The sequence below is a fragment of the Micromonospora sp. Utrum1 genome (assembly GCF_057197805.1).
The window spans coordinates 2,047,235-2,064,571 of record NZ_CM170071.1; the positions used below are offsets into that span (position 1 = coordinate 2,047,235).

Annotated in this window: 16 protein-coding genes; 7 read left to right on the top strand and 9 right to left on the bottom strand. The window is 73.9% G+C overall.

What is annotated here, in order from left to right; all coding sequences use genetic code 11:
• Positions 1–60 precede the first annotated feature (60 nt).
• The 5 genes from AC0OLQ_RS10005 to AC0OLQ_RS10025 all read right to left on the bottom strand — a co-directional run bounded on the left by AC0OLQ_RS10005 (position 61) and on the right by AC0OLQ_RS10025 (position 6,416).
• Entirely contained in the window at positions 61–1,068 is a 1,008-nt protein-coding gene (locus AC0OLQ_RS10005; protein WP_484531083.1) for an Acg family FMN-binding oxidoreductase, read from the bottom strand.
• Positions 1,069–1,230: 162 nt separating this feature from the next.
• Positions 1,231–2,097 carry a universal stress protein gene (locus AC0OLQ_RS10010; protein WP_484531084.1) on the bottom strand — a complete coding sequence of 289 codons (867 nt, stop codon included), beginning with the start codon at positions 2,095–2,097 and terminating at the stop codon, positions 1,231–1,233.
• A 52-nt stretch (positions 2,098–2,149) separates the two neighbouring features.
• A complete protein-coding gene (locus tag AC0OLQ_RS10015; RefSeq protein WP_484531085.1) occupies positions 2,150–4,552 on the bottom strand; it encodes a phosphoketolase family protein in 2,403 nt (800 codons plus the stop codon).
• 128 nt (positions 4,553–4,680) lie between these two features.
• Complete coding sequence (locus AC0OLQ_RS10020) at positions 4,681–5,520, bottom strand: universal stress protein (RefSeq protein ID WP_484531086.1); 840 nt, start codon at positions 5,518–5,520, stop codon at positions 4,681–4,683.
• A gap of 95 nt (positions 5,521–5,615) precedes the next feature.
• Positions 5,616–6,416 (bottom strand): PP2C family protein-serine/threonine phosphatase, encoded by an 801-nt coding sequence (locus tag AC0OLQ_RS10025; protein ID WP_484531087.1) that lies wholly within the window; start codon positions 6,414–6,416, stop codon positions 5,616–5,618.
• Positions 6,417–6,522: 106 nt separating this feature from the next.
• On the opposite strand from AC0OLQ_RS10025, the gene AC0OLQ_RS10030 reads away from it, so the two are divergent.
• The 6 genes from AC0OLQ_RS10030 (at position 6,523) to AC0OLQ_RS10055 (ending at position 11,822) form a co-directional block, all read left to right on the top strand.
• A complete protein-coding gene (locus tag AC0OLQ_RS10030) occupies positions 6,523–6,759 on the top strand; it encodes an HTH domain-containing protein (protein WP_089010418.1) in 237 nt (78 codons plus the stop codon).
• Positions 6,759–7,334 (top strand): Clp protease N-terminal domain-containing protein, encoded by a 576-nt coding sequence (locus AC0OLQ_RS10035; RefSeq protein ID WP_484531088.1) that lies wholly within the window; start codon positions 6,759–6,761, stop codon positions 7,332–7,334. Before AC0OLQ_RS10030 ends, AC0OLQ_RS10035 begins: the two co-directional genes overlap by 1 nt.
• Positions 7,335–7,438: 104 nt before the next feature.
• On the top strand, positions 7,439–8,446 hold the full coding sequence (locus AC0OLQ_RS10040) for a diacylglycerol/lipid kinase family protein (protein WP_484531089.1): 1,008 nt from the start codon (positions 7,439–7,441) through the stop codon (positions 8,444–8,446).
• On the top strand, positions 8,439–9,440 hold the full coding sequence (locus tag AC0OLQ_RS10045; RefSeq protein ID WP_484531090.1) for a YihY/virulence factor BrkB family protein: 1,002 nt from the start codon (positions 8,439–8,441) through the stop codon (positions 9,438–9,440). The genes AC0OLQ_RS10040 and AC0OLQ_RS10045 overlap by 8 nt, the downstream gene beginning before the upstream one ends.
• Positions 9,441–9,518: 78 nt before the next feature.
• Positions 9,519–11,009: a phosphatase PAP2 family protein gene (locus AC0OLQ_RS10050; protein ID WP_484531091.1), complete on the top strand. Its 1,491-nt coding sequence runs from the start codon at positions 9,519–9,521 to the stop codon at positions 11,007–11,009.
• Positions 11,010–11,018: 9 nt separating this feature from the next.
• A complete protein-coding gene (locus AC0OLQ_RS10055) occupies positions 11,019–11,822 on the top strand; it encodes an endonuclease/exonuclease/phosphatase family protein (RefSeq protein ID WP_484531092.1) in 804 nt (267 codons plus the stop codon).
• Between the two features lie 209 nt (positions 11,823–12,031).
• On the opposite strand, the gene AC0OLQ_RS10060 is transcribed toward AC0OLQ_RS10055, so the two are convergent.
• The gene (locus tag AC0OLQ_RS10060) at positions 12,032–12,862 is read right to left on the bottom strand and encodes an alpha/beta fold hydrolase (RefSeq protein WP_484531093.1); all 831 of its coding nucleotides are present in this window, start codon (positions 12,860–12,862) and stop codon (positions 12,032–12,034) included.
• 11 nt (positions 12,863–12,873) lie between these two features.
• Positions 12,874–13,836, bottom strand: coding sequence for a TIGR03557 family F420-dependent LLM class oxidoreductase (locus tag AC0OLQ_RS10065; protein ID WP_357333309.1), 963 nt, complete (start codon positions 13,834–13,836; stop codon positions 12,874–12,876).
• A 384-nt stretch (positions 13,837–14,220) separates the two neighbouring features.
• On the opposite strand from AC0OLQ_RS10065, the gene AC0OLQ_RS10070 reads away from it, so the two are divergent.
• Positions 14,221–15,588, top strand: a complete 1,368-nt coding sequence (locus AC0OLQ_RS10070; protein WP_484531094.1) for a cellulase family glycosylhydrolase — start codon at positions 14,221–14,223, stop codon at positions 15,586–15,588.
• Positions 15,589–15,662: 74 nt separating this feature from the next.
• On the opposite strand, the gene AC0OLQ_RS10075 is transcribed toward AC0OLQ_RS10070, so the two are convergent.
• Positions 15,663–16,889 carry an RNA polymerase sigma factor gene (locus tag AC0OLQ_RS10075; RefSeq protein WP_484531095.1) on the bottom strand — a complete coding sequence of 409 codons (1,227 nt, stop codon included), beginning with the start codon at positions 16,887–16,889 and terminating at the stop codon, positions 15,663–15,665.
• Positions 16,890–16,934: 45 nt separating this feature from the next.
• Positions 16,935–17,327 carry a YciI family protein gene (locus AC0OLQ_RS10080; RefSeq protein WP_357333345.1) on the bottom strand — a complete coding sequence of 131 codons (393 nt, stop codon included), beginning with the start codon at positions 17,325–17,327 and terminating at the stop codon, positions 16,935–16,937.
• Between the last annotated feature and the right edge of the window lie 10 nt (positions 17,328–17,337).

A 17,337-nucleotide genomic window follows, 5' to 3' on the forward strand; every position in this document is an offset into this window, starting at 1 on the left:
GGCTCGGCGCGCTGGTCACCGGGCGATGCTATCGCCCGGTGACCGCCGGAACGAGATCCGTCAGGAGAGCTGGCCGCGTACCGCCGAGGTGTCGACGGTCTGCGCGGTGTCGAGCCGCGGGGTGTGCGGGGGGCCGGCGTGCGTCGGGTCGGCCAGGCCGAGGCGCATCGAGATGTACGGGTGGCCCAGGCCGGAGAGCATCTGCCGGAGCGTCTGGCGGGTGCCCTCGACCTCCACCACGCCGGAGAGCGGCACCAGGGACACGCCGTGCCGGGTGGCGGTGAGCCAGGCGGCGGAGAGCGCCTCGCCGGCGCGCAGCCAGCTGTCCGGCTCGTCCTCGGTGCCCCAGAGGATTCCGTAGACGGCGGCCCGGTCGTGTCCCTCACCCACGGGCAGGGTGCCCGGGCCGAAGTCGCGGACCGGAACGGTGGTCTGGGGGGCCTGCGCCGGCAGCACCTCCGGCGGCAGCCCGGTGCCGGCGGCAGCCCGGCTGGTCCAGTACGCCAGCTCCTCCTGCAGGTCCGGGCTGCCCTTCTCGACCTCCGCCGCGTGCTGGGCGGCGGCGGCCAGCTCGAGCTTCTGGTCGTCGTCCAGCACCTGGAGGGTGACACCCTCCCGGGTGGCCGCCCGGTCGATCTCGCCCAGCACGGCGGTCGGGATCGGCTCGTCGCTGACCGGCCGGCGGTCGGTGCGGCGGACCTGCATGCACTGGACCGTGCGCATGGCGTCCGGGTCCGCGCCGCTGGGCTTCAGGCCGGTGAGCCGGGCGACCAGATCGGGCTGGCCGGGGTCGGGCATGCGTTCCACCACGGGCGTCCAGCCCTCCGCGGCCAGCGCCACCCGGGCGTGGTGCAGCGCGACGCCGCAGCTCAACACCAGCAGCCGTCCCTCCGGGTCGAGGGCGCTGAGGTGACGCTCCCGGACCACCCGCAACTCCAGGGCGTCGGACAACACCGTCCAGTGCCACGGCTGGGTGTTGTGGACCGAGGGGGCGTGGCCGGCCATTCCGGCGGCCTCCGCGAGCGCGGTGGTCAGCGGGCGATCGGTCGCCGGCGTCTCGTGGCTCATCGTCACAGCCTTTCCTTGTTCTCCCCGTCGTGCCCACGCCTGGGTGAGGTGCCGTTCCATCCTCGGGCATGTCCGGGCCGGCCGCACGGGGTCGTACGACCCGTCCGCCCCGGGCCCTTCGACCCGTTGGGCCGACCAGGCCGCGGTGCCGCCCGGGCGGGGTCAGCGCTCGCGGACCACCGCGACCGGGCACCGCGCGTGGTGGATGAGCTGCTGGCTGACCGAGCCGAGCAGCATCCCGCGCAGCCCGCCCCGGCCCCGGGAGCCGACCACCACGAGCTGCGCCGCGCGGCTCTCCTCGACCAGCAGTGCGGCCGGGCTGCCCGGGTTCGCCACCACCTCGACCGGCACGTCCGGGAAGGACTTTCGCCAGGGGGCCAGGTCCGCCTCGGCGGCGGCGCGCTCGGTGGCGCTGGTCTCCTCCGGGTCGAAGCCCGGAGGCACCCACCGCTCGCCGGGCGGCTCCCAGACCCGCAGCGCCCGCACCGGCACGTCCCGCTGCGTGGCCCGCTCGAACGCGAAGCCGATCGCCTGCACGGAGGACGGCGAGCCGTCCACGCCGACCACCACGGGCCCGGACGCGGCCGGCTGGCCGTCGCGGACCACGATCACCGGGCAGTGCGCGTGGGCGCTCACGGAGACCGCGGTCGAGCCGACGAGCAGCCCGCCGAAGCCGCCGTGGCCGCGGCTGCCCAGCACCAGCATCGCGGCGTCGGCGGAGCGTTCCTGGAGAACCAGCGCGGGCGGCCCGTCGAAGACCTCGCCCCGCACGGTGAGCGCGGGCCGCTCGGCGGCGGCGTCCGCCGCCGCCCTGCGGACCAGCTCCTCGACCTGTCGCCGGGCGGTCTCGTCGGGCCACCCGCCGGGGGCCACCCCGGGACCGATCCAACCGGTCACGGTCACCCATTCGAAGACGTACGCCAGCCGGATCGGCCGGCCCGAGCGGCCCGCCTCGTCCAGCGCCCAGCCGAGGGCCACCGACGCGTCGGCGGAGCCGTCGTAGCCGACCAGGATCTCCTCGGCGGTCACCGTGCCGGCCTCTCGTTCGCGACTGCGGGGCTCGTGAGCTCACTTCTCGCGCTCACTGGCCGCCGCGCATTCCCGGGTCGGTCTCCCGGATCCAGCGCCACTCGGCGACCTGGGGGGCGTCCTCGCCGTACTGGCGGGTGTAGTCGCGGCAGGCCTGCCGGGCGTCCACCATCTCCTGGCGGAGGTGGGCGGCGCGCGAGCGCAGCCCGGGCAGCCGGTCGATGACGTCGATGACCAGGTGGAAGCGGTCCAGGTCGTTGAGCATCACCATGTCGAACGGCGTGGTGGTCGTGCCTTCCTCCTTGTAGCCACGGACGTGCAGGTTGTCGTGGTTGGTCCGTCGGTAGGTGAGCCGGTGGATCAGCCACGGGTAGCCGTGGTAAGCGAAGATGACCGGCTTGTCGCGGGTGAAGATGGTGTCGAACTCGCTGTCCGGCAGGCCGTGCGGGTGCTCCGAGGGCGGTTGCAGGCGCATCAGGTCGACCACGTTGACCACCCGGACCTTCAGGTCGGGCAGGTGCCGGCGGAGCAGGTCGGCCGCGGCCAGCGTCTCCAGGGTCGGCACGTCGCCGGCGCAGGCGAGCACCACGTCCGGCTCGCTGCCGTCGTCGGTGCTGGCCCAGTCCCAGATGCCCAGGCCCCGGCGGGTGTGCTGAATCGCCTCGTCCATGGTCAGCCAGTTGGGCGCCGGCTGCTTCCCGGCCACCACCACGTTGATGTAGTGCCGGCTGCGCAGGCAGTGGTCCATGGTGGAGAGCAGGGTGTTGCCGTCCGGCGGCAGGTAGACCCGGACCACCTCGGCCTTCTTGTTGACCACGTGGTCGATGAAGCCCGGGTCCTGGTGCGAGAAGCCGTTGTGGTCCTGCCGCCACACATGGCTGGAGAGCAGGTAGTTCAGCGAGGCCACCGGCTCCCGCCAGGGGATCTGCCGGGTCACCTTGAGCCACTTGGCGTGCTGGTTGACCATCGAGTCGACGATGTGGATGAACGCCTCGTAGCTGGTGAAGATGCCGTGCCGGCCGGTCAGCAGGTAGCCCTCCAGCCAGCCCTGGCAGAGGTGCTCGGAGAGCACCTCCATCACCCGGCCGTCGGGGGAGAGGTGGTCGTCGCCGGGGAGCCGGCTGCCGACGAACGCCCGGTCGGTGACCTCGAAGGCGGCGCCGAGCCGGTTCGAGGCGATCTCGTCGGGACCGAACAGGCGGAAGGTCTCCGGGTTGCGGGTGATCACGTCCCGGATCCAGGGGCCCAGCGCGCCGGTGGCGCCGGCCATCGGCTCGCCCGGCTTCTTGACGTCGACCGCGTAGTCGCGGAAGTCCGGCAGTTCCAGGTCGCGCAGCAGCCGCCCGCCGTTGGCCACCGGGTTGGCGCTCATCCGCCGGTCGCCCGTGGGCGGCAGGTCGACCAGGTCGGCGACCGGGCCGCCGGTGGCGTCGAACAGCTCCTCCGGCCGGTAGCTGCGCAGCCAGCGCTCCAGCTCGGCCAGGTGCGCCGGGTTGCTCCGCACCGCGTCGATCGGCACCTGGTGGGCGCGGAAGGTGCCTTCGACCTGCTTGCCGTCGACGTCCCTCGGCCCGGTCCAGCCCTTCGGCGTACGGAGGATGATCATCGGCCAGCGGGGGCGTTCGACCGCGCCGCCGGAACGGGCGCGGCGCTGGATCTCGGCGATCTGGTCGACCGCCCGGTCCAGGGTCGCGGCGAGCGCGTGGTGCACCCGGGCCGGATCGTCGCCCTCGACCACGTACGGCTGGTAGCCGTAGCCGCGCATCAGGTCGAGCAGGTCCTCGGCGGGGATCCGGTCGAACACCGTCGGGCTGGCGATCTTGTAGCCGTTGAGGTGCAGGATGGGCAGCACCGCCCCGTCCCGGGCCGGGTTGAGGAAGACGTTGGACAGCCAGCTTCCGGCCAGCGGCCCGGTCTCCGCCTCGCCGTCGCCGACCACGCAGGCGACCAGCAGGTCGGGATTGTCGAACGCGGCCCCGTACGCGTGGCTCAGCGCGTACCCCAGCTCGCCGCCCTCGTGGATGGAGCCCGGCACCTCGGGCGCCACGTGGCTGGGGATGCCGCCGGGGAAGGAGAACTGGCGGAACAGCCGCTGCATGCCGGTCTCGTCGCGGGGGATGTGGTGGTAGAGCTCGCTGTAGGTGCCCTCCAGCCAGGTGTTGGCCACCAGGGCGGGGCCCCCGTGGCCGGGCCCGGTCACGAAGATGGCGGACAGGTCCCGGTCGACGATGACCCGGTTGAGGTGCGCGTAGAGGAGGTTGAGGCCCGGGCTGGTGCCCCAGTGCCCCAGCAGCCGCGGCTTGATGTGCTCGGGCTTGAGCGGCTCGCGCAGCAGCGGGTTGTCGAGCAGGTAGATCTGCCCGACGGTGAGGTAGTTCGCCGCTCGCCAGTAGGCGTCAAGCCGGCGCAGCTCGTCCTCGGTCAGTGGGCTGTGCAGGTCCAGAGCGGTGTCCATGCTGCGTTAGCCTCTCGCGGCTCGGGGTCTTCTGCCATCCGGGAGCGGATCCGCCGCCCCCGGCACGTCCAGCCTCGTCCTGTGGCCGGCGGTTCGATCAGGGCCGTAGGTCCCGTGCAGGGCGGTCGTCATGGCCCTTCCTCGTCCTCGGCCTCGGGGTCGAGACCACGGACGACGATCACCGGGGCCGGCGAGTGGTAGAGCAGCGTCTGGCTGACCGCGCCCAGCATGCCCCGCAGCGGCTCGTCGCCGCGCGCCCCCACGAGCGCCACCTGCGCCGAGCGCGACTGTTCCACCAGGACGCCGCCGGGCTCGCCGCGAACGGTGTGACACTCGACGGCCACCTGGGGATGCCGCGAGCCGTACCGGGCGACGGCCTCGTCGAGCAGGCCGTCGTCCCCGTCGGGATGGTGGTCGGGCTCCACCACCCGGATGACGAGCAGCCGGGTGCCGCGGTGTTCGGCACAGTCGAAGGCGTACCCCAGGGTGGCGCGCGAGCTCTCCGACCCGTCGAAGCCGACCAGCAGCGGCCCCTGCGGGGGCGGCTCGGGCCGGGCGACCAGCACGGGGCAGCCGGCCCGGGCGGCGAGCTGCACGGCCGGCGAATCGGCCGGTACGCAGGACACGCAGCCGGCCATGCCGCCGTCACCGACCGCCACCAGGAAGGCCGAGTCGGAGGCCCGGATCAGCGCCTCGACCGGGGAGCCCTCGACGATCTCGTCGGTCACCGGCACCGCCGGCGCCGCCTCGGCGGCCACCCGCCCGGCCTGCTCGAGCAGGTCCTCGGCGACGGCGCGCGGGCCGCTCACCGAGAACGACTCCAGGGCCGCCGCCCAGTTGAAGGCGTGCAGCAGGTGCAGCGGCCGGTCGTGCGCGGCGGCCTCCCCGGCGGCCGTCCGGACCACCTCGAGGTCCTCCGTCGAGCTGCCCACGCCGACCACCACCGCGCCGTGGGTGGGTGCGGGCATCCCGGCTCACCTCCCGACCACGCTCCTCGCACCCACGGTAGTCGGACGGGTGCGTTGCCCGGACCGGGTCGACGGAACTGGAGCCGGCGGGGGGATCAGCGCGGGGTGGGCAGGTTCGGGTGGACGCGCACCACCACGACGGTGGCGTTGTCCTCGCCGCCCTCGGCCAGGCTGGCGGAGAGCAGGGCCTGCGCGGTCCGGGCCGGGTCGCGCCGGGCGGCCAGCAGGTCCTGCAGCCGGTGGTAGCCGAGCTGGTCGCTCACCCCGTCGGTGCAGAGCAGCCAGGTGTCCCCGCTGCGCAGTGGCACGGCGAGCAGGTCCGGCTCGGGCTTGTCGGGGTGACCGACGTAGCGCAGCAGTTGGTAGCGCGCCCGGGCCGCCTCCGGCGAGTCGGGCGGCCACCAGCCGTGCAGCAGGCCGAGCCAGGCCATGGTGTGGTCGACGGTGATCAGTTCCAGCAGCCCGTCGCGCAGCCGGTACGCCCGCGAGTCGCCGAGTTGGACCAGCCAGCCCTGCCCGCCGTCCGGCTCGGCGACCAGGGCGGTGAGGGTGCACCCGGTCAGCCCGGCCAGGCCCGCCCCGGCCCGGCGTACGCGGAGTTGGGTCTCCGCGGTCGCGGCGCGCAGCCCGGTGGCGTCGACGGCCGGCCAGCCGGCGCGGACCTGCGCCACGAAGGTGGTCATGGCGGTGGTGCCGGCGACCCGGCTGCCCTCGCCGTCGCCCATGCCGTCGGCGACCGCGGCCAGCGGCAGCTCCGGGTCGACGTGCAGCACGTCGAAGTTCTCCGGGTAGCGGTGCCCGACCACGCTGCCCCCGGCGATCTCCAGGGTGAGCCGGCCGACGGTCAGCCGGCGGGTGGCCTGGACCGGCTGGTCCAGCGGGCGGCGGCGGAACACCTGCGGACCGTAACACCGGTGCGGGTCGTGGATCGGCAGGTCAGGGCCACGTGTCGGCGTGTCAACCGGGGTTGACAAAGCGGAAGCGTCAACCTACGTTGACAGCATGAGTCAGGCGACGGAACTCGCGGCGGCGGCCGGCAGCACCGACCCGAAGGTCGGGCTGCGGGCGGTGCTCGCCCTGCGCCGGCTGCTCGAACGGCTGGAGGTGGTCCAGGTGGACAACGCCCGACGGCAGGGCTGGTCCTGGCAGGAGATCGCCGACGCCCTCGAGGTCAGCCGGCAGGCGGTCCACAAGAAGCACGCCGGGCGACCGGCGGTCCGCGGAAGCTGGGAGGCGTGATGTTCGAACGATTCACCGACCGGGCCCGCGCGGTGGTGCGCCACGCGGTCGACGAGGCGCGCACCGAGGGCCGGCGCCCGGTGGGCACCGAGCACCTGCTGCTCGGCGTGCTCGCCGACGGCGACAACCTGGCCGTCCGGGTGCTGTCGGCCGCCGGCATCCGGGCCGAGGACCTGCGCGCGGCGGTGGCCCGGCACACCGCGCACGGGGTCGACGGCCTCGGCGAGGCGGACGCGGCGGCGCTGCGCGAGATCGGCATCGACCTCGCCGCGATCGTCGCCCGGATCGAGGAGTCCTTCGGTCCGGACGCGCTGCGCGAGGCGGCCCCCGCGCCGCGCCGGTGGTGGGGTCGCCGCCCCGACGACGGCCGGTTCTCGCCCCGCGCCAAGAAGGTGCTGGAGCTGTCGCTGCGGGAGGCGGTGCGGCTGCGCCACCACCACATCGGCACCGAGCACATCCTGCTCGGCCTGCTCCGGGAGGGCAACGGGCTGGCCGCGCTGGTGCTCACCGAGGCCGGGGCGGACCTCGACGACCTGCGCCGGCGGGTCGAGGTGGCGCTGCGCACGGCGGCCTGACTCTCCCCGGCCGGCCGCCGGCCGGGTTCAAACCTGTTTGCGGTCCTCGCAACGTCCGCGCCCGTCGAGTCGCTGAGCCGCCCCGGTTGCTGCACACTTGCGCCGTGGACGGTGGAGACGACAAGGCCCCGGTGACCGCGGACAACCATGCCCCGCGCTCGGCCGTGGTGGTCAATCCGGTCAAGGTGACCGATCTCGACGATTTCCGCCGGACGGTGGACGGCGCGCTCACCGCCGCCGGCTGGCCCGAGCCGACCTGGTACGAGACCACGGTCGAGGACCCCGGCCCGGGCCAGGCGGCGGCGGCCGTCGAGGCCGGCGCCGAGGTGGTCTTCGCCTGCGGCGGCGACGGCACCGTGATGGCCTGCGTCACCGCGCTGGCCGGCACCGACGTGGCGCTCGCCGTGCTGCCCCAGGGCACCGGCAACCTGCTCGCCGCCAACCTCGGCCTCTCCAACGACCTCGCGGCCGGGCTTCAGGTCGCCGTCGAGCGGGGGATGCGCCGGCTCGACGTCGGCGCGGTCGGCGACCAGTGCTTCGCCGTGATGGCCGGGATGGGCTTCGACGCGCAGATGCTCGACTCGACCTCCGAGACGACCAAGAGGCGGATCGGCTGGCCGGCCTACCTGGTGGGGGCCGCCAAGCACCTGCGGGACCGGCCGATGCGGGTCTCCATCCGGATCGACGGCGGGCCGCCGCTGCGCCGGCGGGCCCGCTCGGTCCTGGTCGCCAACGTCGGCCGGCTCCAGGGCGGGGTACGCCTGCTCACCGACGCCGAGCCCGACGACGGCTGGCTCGACGTGGCGGTGCTGACCCCGCGGACGCTCGGGCACTGGCTGGCCCTGGGCTGGGCGGTGCTGCGCCGGCGCGGCAGCGTGCCCCGGATGGAGGTGTTCCGCGGCCGCAAGGTCGAGATCACCAGCAACCGGGCCCAGCCGCGGCAGCTCGACGGCGACCTGATCGAGCCGGGCCGCTCGCTGAAGGCCGAGATCCGGCCGGAGTCGCTGTGGCTCTGCGTGCCGCGGCCGGCGCGCCACCCCGACCTGTCGGTGGACGCCGACGCCGCCGCCGAGCGCGGCGAGCGGCTGGTCGAGGAGGGCCGCCGTGAGTAGCACCAAGCTCGTCCCCGAGACCCGGCTCATGACGGAGGAGGAACTCTCCGCCGACGACGCCTGGCGCACCCTGCGCCGCCACGGCGGCTGGCACCTGCTCCGGGACGCCTTCGTCCGGTTCCGCTACGGCGACGGCTTCAGCCACTCCCGGGCCTTCGCCCTGCAGCTCTGCCTGGCCGTGGTGCCGTTCCTCATCGCGCTCACCGGTCTGATCACCGGCCTCGGCGTCGACGAGGGCGGCAAGGTGGTCGCCGACACGGTGCTGGCGATCACCCCGGGCCAGAGCGAGTCCGTGGTCCAGGAGTTGCTGGCCGACACCGATCGCACCGAGCGGGCCGGTGAGTTGGCGCTGACCCTCGGTCTGCTGACCGGCCTGGTCGCGCTCACCACCACGATGGCGCAGATCGAGCGGGGCGCGAACCGGATCTACGGCGTCGAGCGGGACCGGCCGGCCCTGTTCAAGTACCTGCGCGCCACGGTCCTCGCGATGGTCGCCGGCGTACCCGCGCTGGCCGGGTTCCTGATCCTGGTCGGTGGCCGGGCGATCGGTGACTCGGTGCGGCGGCACTACGAGTGGGGCGACTACGCCCACGCGGCCTGGGACGTGATCCGCTGGCCGCTCAGCCTCGGCCTGACCGTGCTCGCCGTGGCGGTGCTGTTCCGCCACGCGCCCCGCCGCAAGCAGCCCGGGCTGTCCTGGCTCTTCTTCGGGGCCGGCATCGCCACCGCGCTCTGGTGGCTGGCCAGCCTGCTGCTCGCCGCCTACGTGAAGTACAGCGCCGGATTCGGGCAGACCTATGGCGCGCTGACCGGGATGATGGCCCTGCTGATCTGGGCGAACCTGACCGGGATGGCGCTCTTCGGCGGGCTGGCCTTCGCCGCCCAGTTGGAGGCCATGCGGATCGGCGTGGAGGAGCCCGCCCAGCCCGACCTCTGGGAGCCGGAGGCCGAGCGCGAGGAGCTCGTCGACACCGGGGACATGACCGCACTCTGACGGCGCACCGGCCCCCGGCGTGTACGGGGAGCGGGAATCGGGTACTGCGCGCCTCGCAGCAGACAAGGGAGGTGTGGGGTGACCGCGGTCAAGGAGGCGACGCGTCGGCCGCTCGGCCACTTCGCCGAGCGGAGCCTCGCGGGGCTGCTCGTCGTGGCCGGCGCGGGGGTCGGGTTCGGCGTGCTGCTCATGCTCGTCCGGTTCCACTGGGGCCCGCTCTACCACGCCGACCACGAGGCGGCCGAGTGGTTCAACAGTCTGGTGGCCCCGCACCACCCGCTGGTCACCGTGCTCCAGGCGGTCACCGACCTGGGCGGGCGGCCGGTGCTGATCTGGCTGATCACCATCGCGGTGGTCGGCCTGCTGATCCGCCGCCAGCCCCGGCTCGCCGTCTACCTGATCATCACCGGGGTGGGCGGGTTGATCCTCGACCCATCGCTCAAGGCGCTGGTCGGTCGGCTGCGCCCGGTGGTGGACGTGCCGGTGGCCAGCGCCCCCGGCAACAGCTTCCCCAGCGGCCACGCGCTCGGCTCGTTCGTCGCGTACGGGGCGCTGCTGCTGGTGTTCCTGCCGGCCGTGGCGCCGCGCTGGCGCAAGCCGGCCATCGCGATCGCCGGCGTGCTGGTCGTCCTGGTCGGGCTGACCCGGATCGCGTTGGGCGTGCACTTCGTCTCGGACGTGCTCGGCGGCTGGCTGCTCGGCGCGGCCTGGCTGGGCGTCACCGCGTACGCCTTCCGGCTGTGGCGGCGCGAGCGCGGCCGGCCGGTGCCCCCGCTCGCCGAGGGCCTGGAGCCCGAGGTGGGGGAGGAGATCCCCCCGGCCCCGGCCGAGGAGCACGTGCTGGAGCATCCCCGCTCGTCGGTGGCGGAGCTGCTGGTCGGCTGGGTGATCGTCTTCGGCGCCCTCTACGCCTTCGGCATGTACGTCAGCTACCACGCCAAGGGCACCGTCTTCGACACCCTGGACACCGAGGTCCCGCACTGGTTCGCCGACCGGCGCACCGACACGCTCACCGACCTGAGCTGGTGGTGGAGCAAGTTCGGCGACACCCACGCCATCCTGCTGGTCTCGCTGGTGTTCTGCCCGATCGTGCTGGCGGTCTGGAAGCGCTGGCGGCCGGTGCTCTTCGTGGTGCTGGCGATGTTCGGCGAGCTGAGCCTCTTCCTCGCCAGCGCCCGGGTGGTCGAGCGGCCCCGCCCGCCGGTGGAGAACCTGGACGGGCAGATGCCCACCTCGTCCTTCCCGTCCGGGCACATCGCGGCCACCATCTGCCTCTGGACCGCGATGGCGATCATCGTGCTGCCGCGCACCGACCGCTGGTGGCGCTGGCTCTTCGTGGCGCTGGCCGTGATCATGCCGGTCGGGGTGGCCACCTCCCGGATGTACCGGGGCATGCACCACCCGACCGACTTCATGGGCGCGATCCTGCTCGGCGCGCTCTGGCTCTCGCTGCTCTGGTGGGTGGTCCGCCCCAACGCCGACGTGCGCCGGGGCAACCGGCCGGCCATCGAGTCGGAGCAGGTGCGCGAGCTGGACGACGAGCTGGCCAAGGCCGGCCGGGACGACTGACCGGCGCCGATGCTGCGAGTGATGACCTGGAACATCCGGACCGGCGGGCGGGACCGCGACGGCACCGACCGCCGGGAGCGGATCGTCGCCGTGGTCGCCGCGCAGCGCCCCGACCTGCTGGCCCTGCAAGAGCTGCGGGGCCTCGACCGCGGCGGCGGGCTCGCCGAGCTGGCGGATCGGGTGGGCATGGTGCCGCACCTGGCCCGGGCCTGCTTCGGGCAGCCGGTGGCGGTGCTGGTCCGCCCGCCGCTGCGGGTGCTCCGCTCCGGCCGGGTACGCCGCCCCTTCCACCACGCCACCGCCCGGGTCCAGGTGGCCACCGGGGCCGGCCCGCTGACCCTGTTCAGCACCCACCTGAACCCGTACTCGGGCGGGGGGCGGCGGATGGAGGCCGACTGGCTGGCGGTGGCGGTGCGGCGGACCGGGGGAGCGCTGGCCCTGCTCGCCGGCGACCTGAACACCCTGGAGCCGAGCGTCGACCACACCGCCCGGCTGGCCGGGCTCGACGCCCTCTACCGGCGGCGTCACCTGCGTCGCGATGGCCGTACCGTCGACACCCGGGCGGTGGCCCGGCTGCTCGACGCGGGGCTGGTCGACCTCTGGCCGCACTCCGGCGGCGGCGAGCCGGGCGGGCTGACCGTGCCGACCCGACACGGCGGGGCCGAGTTCGCCGGGATGCGGCTGGACTACCTGCTCGCCACCCCGGCGCTGGCCGCGGCGGCCCGCGCCGTCCGGGTGGTTCGCGGCGGCGCCGCGGACAGCGCCTCCGACCACTACCCGGTCGTCGCCGACCTGGACCTGACCGCCGGCTGACCGGGGCCGCCCGCTCTTGCGCCGCTGAGCCGGTCAGCTTGCCAGGTCCGTGACGACGATGGCGACGAAGATCAGCGTGACGAGTTCAGATGAGCAGGTTCAGCAGCACGGTCAGCACGACCGAGGCGAGGATCGAGAAGAGGATCATCAGCAGGCAGCCGAGGCCACCGCCGACCGGCCGGATCTCCGTGTTTCCGATGCGCATGGACTCACCTTCGCAGGACGGGCGCCAGCAGGTCGCGGATCGCGTCGGCCACCTGGGCGGGCGCGGTGGTGGCCACGTTGTGGGCGGCTCCCGGCACGGTCGTCGTCCGGGCGTCCGGGACCAGGCGGGCCGCCTCCGTGCGCCAGCCGTCCGGGACGACCGGGTCCCGGGCGCCGGTCAGCACCAGCGTCGGGGCGGTGACCCGGACCAGGTCCGCCTCGATCGGGTTGTGCACCGAGTGGGACAGGGTGGCGAGCACCCGCCATGGGCGGGCGTCGAGGACGTCGCGGAGCAGGATCGGCGCCTGCCACTTCGCCTCCCACAGGGTGTCCACCAGCCACCGCCCGAACTGGCCGCGCCGAGAACGGGCGGCCGGGTCGCTGGTCGGACCGGCCAGCACCAGCGCGCGCACCAGGTCGGGCCGGCGGGCGGCGAGCGCCGCGGCCACCTCCGCGCCGAACGAGTGGCCGAGCAGGCAGACCGGCCCCAGCCGGTACGCGGCCAGCCACTCCGCCAGGAAGGCGGCCTGCCGGGGCACGTCGTACGCCGTGCCGGGGCGCTCGGTCAGCCCGAAGCCGGGCAGGTCCGGCACGTACACCGGGTGGGTGGCCGACAGGGCCAGCGCCAGCGGGGTGAGGTAGCGGTGCGATACGGCGAGGCCGTGCACCAGCACCACCGGCGGCCCGTCACCGCCCGGGTCGGCCGACCGGCGGGTGTGCGTACGCAGCCCGTCGACCAGCCGGAACTCGCTGGTCAGGCCGGCGGCCGGCCGGGGCGCGGCCAGGGCCAGCCGCAGCTCCGCCGGGCCGAAGCGCCCCGGTGGCGAGGGTCGCACCGCGGGGGCGGTCACAGCTCGCGCAGCCGGGGCAGCAGCTCCTCCTGCGCCCAGTCCAGGAACATCGGCTGGCTGTCCCCGCCGACCTGGACCAGCGCCACGTGGGTGAACCCGGCGTCGACGAACTTCTTGAACGCCTCGACGTGCCGGTCCACGTCCGGCCCGCAGGGGATGCTCTCGGCCGCGTCCTCCTCGCGGACGAACTGGCTCGCCGCGGCGAAGGCGTCCGGGCCGGGCAGGTCGGCGTTGACCTTCCAGCCCAGGCCGAACCAGCGGAACTGGTCGTGAACGATCTTGCGGCACTCGGCCTCGTCCGGGCCGTAGCAGATGGCCACCTGCCCGTAGCGGGGGCGGCCCGCGCCGCCGGCCTCCTCGTACATCTCGACCAGGTGCGGCAGGGGGTCGGTGGCGATCATGGCGTCGGCGTACTCGGCGGCGAGGGTGGCGGACTGCCGGCCCGAGGCGGCCACCGCCATCGGCACCGGCCGCTCCGGACGGTCCCAGACGTAGGCGTCGGGCACGTCGTAGTGGTTGCCGGAGAAGGTCAGGGTCTCGCCGTTGAGCAGCGGCCGGATGATCTGGAGGGCCTCCTCGAACATCTCGTGCCGCTGCTGCACGTGCGGCCAGCCGCCCACCACGTGCTCGTTGAGGTTCTCCCCGGCGCCGAGGCCCAGGGTGAACCGCCCGTCCGAGAGCACCCCCACCGTGCTGGCCTTCTGCGCCACCACGGCCGGGTGGTAGCGCCGGATCGGGCAGGTCACGAAGGAGAGCAGCTCGGCCCGGCTGGTGGCGTGCGCGACCGCGCCGAGCACCGACCAGGCGTACGGGGAGTGGCCCTGCGAGTCCAGCCAGGGGTAGTAGTGGTCGGACGTCACGAGGTGATCGAAGCCGGCGGCCTCGGCGCGGACGGCGTGGTCGACCAGCTGCTTGGGGCCGGCCTGTTCGCACATGAGGGTGTAGCCGACGTTGACCATGGCTCATCTCCTTCCCGGGCGGATCGTCACCGGATACCCCGCCCAGCGGCGGTCAACCCTGGTGTCCACTTCGGCACCCGGGCGCCTTGACGTCGGCGGGGATGCTGCCTACAGTCCGGCTTAACCGGTTCAGACCCGGGTGGCGCACCATCCTGTGGTGGGGATGACCGCCCCTGCGGTGGCCCGTGGCGACATGGGCCGCCGCAGGACGCCACCCCGAACGGCCGATCAGCTTAACCGGTTGCCTTCCGCGTTCCATCGCCCTACGCTGATGCCTGCGTCCGCCGGGAGTCGGGCAGCGGCTGTCGGGCTCAGCCGCCGCGCCCTCGTCACCATCACCGCACCCCCACCCTGGGCACGGGGGAGACCTCCCTGAGGACAGCCATGAAGAAGTTGCTCTCCGTCGCGGGCGCCGCCCTGCTGACGGTCCTCGCCGCCGTCTTCGCCTTCGGGCAGCCGGCGCACGCCGCCGCCGGCTTCTCCGTCGCGAACGGCCGGCTCTACGACGCCAACGGCACCGAGTTCGTCATGCGCGGGGTCAATCACGCGCACACCTGGTACCCGCAGCAGACCACGAGTTTCGCCAACATCAAGGCGCTCGGCGCGAACACCGTCCGGGTGGTGCTGGCCAGTGGCGACCGCTGGACGAAGAACAGCGCCGGCGACGTCGCCAACGTCATCTCGCTCTGCAAGGCCAACCGGCTGATCTGCGTCCTAGAGGTGCACGACACCACCGGCTACGGCGAGCAGAGCGGCGCCATCACCCTGGACCGGGCGGTCGACTACTGGCTCAGCATCGCCAGTGCGCTGCAGGGCCAGGAGAAGTACGTCATCGTCAACATCGGCAACGAGCCGTACGGCAACCAGGGCTACGGCACCTGGGCCACCGACACCGCGAACGCGATCAAGCGGCTGCGCGCCGGCGGCCTGACCCACACGATCATGGTGGACGCCCCGAACTGGGGTCAGGACTGGTCCTTCACCATGCGCGACAACGCCGGCACGGTCTTCGCCGCCGACCCGCAGAAGAACACCGTCTTCTCGATCCACATGTACGGCGTCTTCGACACCGCCGCCGAGATCACCGACTACCTGGGCCGCTTCCGCACCGCCGGGCTGCCCATCGTGGTCGGCGAGTTCGGCTTCAACCACTCCGACGGCAACCCCGACGAGGACACCATCTTGGCCTACAGCCAGGCCAACGGGATCGGCTACCTCGGCTGGTCGTGGAGCGGCAACGGCGGCGGCGTCGAGTACCTCGACATGGTCACCAACTTCGACCCGAACCAGCTGACCAGCTGGGGCCAGCGGATCTTCAACGGGGCCAACGGCATCAAGGCCACCGCCAAGGAGGCCTCCGTCTTCGCCGGCACCTCGCCGAGCCCGACCACCAGCCCCACCACCAGCCCGAGCCCGACCACCAGCCCGACCACCAGCCCCACTCCGCCGCCGGCCGGCTGCACCGCCGGCTACACCATCGTCAACTCCTGGCAGGGCGGTTTCCAGGGCGAGGTCAAGGTGACCGCGGGCGCGGCCGCGATCACCGGCTGGACGACGAAGTGGACGTTCGCCAACGGCCAGACCGTCAGCCAGGCGTGGAACGCCGCGGTCAGCAACAGCGGCTCGGCGTACACCGCCCGCAACGCCGACTGGAACGGCCGGCTCGGCGCCGGGGCCAGCACCACGTTCGGCTTCATCGGCAGCTGGAACGGCAGCAACGCGATTCCCGCGGTGACCTGCACCGCGAGCTGAGCGCCGACGCACCACCGGTGGCCGGGTCCGCGCTGACCCGGCCACCACCCTTTTCCGGGTACGCCCCGACGTGATCACGCCGGGGCGGATCGCCTCGGGTTCGCCAGGCGGGCGGCCCGCATGAGCAGGTACTCCTGTTCGGGGCGGCTGGTGGTGCGGCCGGCGGCGGCCCGGTAGTGCGCCACCGCCGCGTCCCGGTCGCCGGCCATCTCGTGGAGGTGCGCCCGGGCCGCGTCGAGGCGGTGGTGGCCGGTCAGCCGGGGATCGGCGGCGAGCGCGGCGAGGGCGGCCAGCCCGGCGGCCGGGCCGTGCACCATGGCCGTCGCCACCGCCCGGTTCAGCGACACCACCGGGCTCTCCGCCAGCCGCTCCAGCACCTGGTAGAGGGCGAGGATCTGCGGCCAGTCGGTCCGCTCCGCGGTCGGCGCCTCGTCGTGCAGGGCGGCGATGGCGGCCTGGAGCTGGTACGGCCCGACCGGCCCCCGGGCCATTGCCCGGGTGACCAGGGCGGTCCCCTCGGCGATCGCGGCGGCGTCCCACCGCGAGCGGTCCTGGTCGGCCAGCGAGATCAGCTCGCCGGAGGGGCCGGTCCGGGCGGCGGCCCGGGCGTCGGTGAGCAGCATCAGGGCGAGCAGGCCGGCCACCTCGCTGTCCGCGGGCAGCAGGGCATGCATGGCCCGGGTCAGCCGGATCGCCTCCTCGGAGAGGTCGACGCGGCGCAGGTCGCCGCCGAGACTCGCGGTGTGCCCCTCGGTGAAGATCAGGTAGAGCACGTGCAGCACCGCGGCGAGCCGGGCCTGCCGTTCGTCCTCCGCCGGCATCCGGAACGGCAGGCCGGAGGACTTGATGCTCTGCTTGGCCCGGCTGATCCGCTGCGCCATGGTGGCCTCGGGAACGAGGAAGGCGCGGGCGATCTCGGCGGTGCTGAGCCCGCCGACCGCGCGCAGGGTCAGCGCGATCGCCGATGCGGTGGACAGCGTCGGGTGGCAGCAGAGGAAGAGCAGCACCAGGGTGTCGTCCCGGTCCGCGGTCAGCGGCTCGTCGGCCGCCGGCGCGGTCCGCCGGTCGTCGCCGCCGCGCCGGGCGGCCCGGTCCTCCCGGTCGCGGCGCGCCGCCTCGCCCCGGACCAACTCGATCATCCGGCGGTACGCGACCTGCACCAGCCAGCCGCGCGGATGGTCCGGCAGCCCGTCGACGGGCCACTGGGTCGCCGCGGCCAGCAGCGCCTCCTGCACCGCGTCCTCGGCGGTGGCGAAGTCGCCGAACCGGCGGGCGAGCACGCCGAGGACCTGCGGCGCCAACTCGCGCAGCAGGTCCTCGACGGTGTGCTCCGGGACGCCCAGGGGTCACGGCTCCTGCGACGGCGCCGACATGACGGGGTGCACCTCGATCGGCATGTTCAGCGGTCGCCCACCGGGGCCGGGTGCGGTGGAGATGTGTGCGGCGATCTCCACGGCCCGCTGCGGTGTCTCGCAGTCGACGATCCACCAGCCGGCCAGAAACTCCTTGGTCTCCGCGAACGGCCCCTCGGTGACCACCGGCGCGCCGTTCTCGCCGGCCCGCACGATCCGCGCCTGCTGCGGCCCGCCCAGGCCCTCGCCCTGCACGAACTCCCCGTCGGCGACGAGCTTCGCGTTGACCTCCCCCATGAACCCGATGTGCGCCCGGATCTCGTCCGGCGTCCACGTGTCGATCGAGGGGAAGTCGGTCCCGGCGGCGCTGAACTGCATCAGCAGCATGTACTTCACG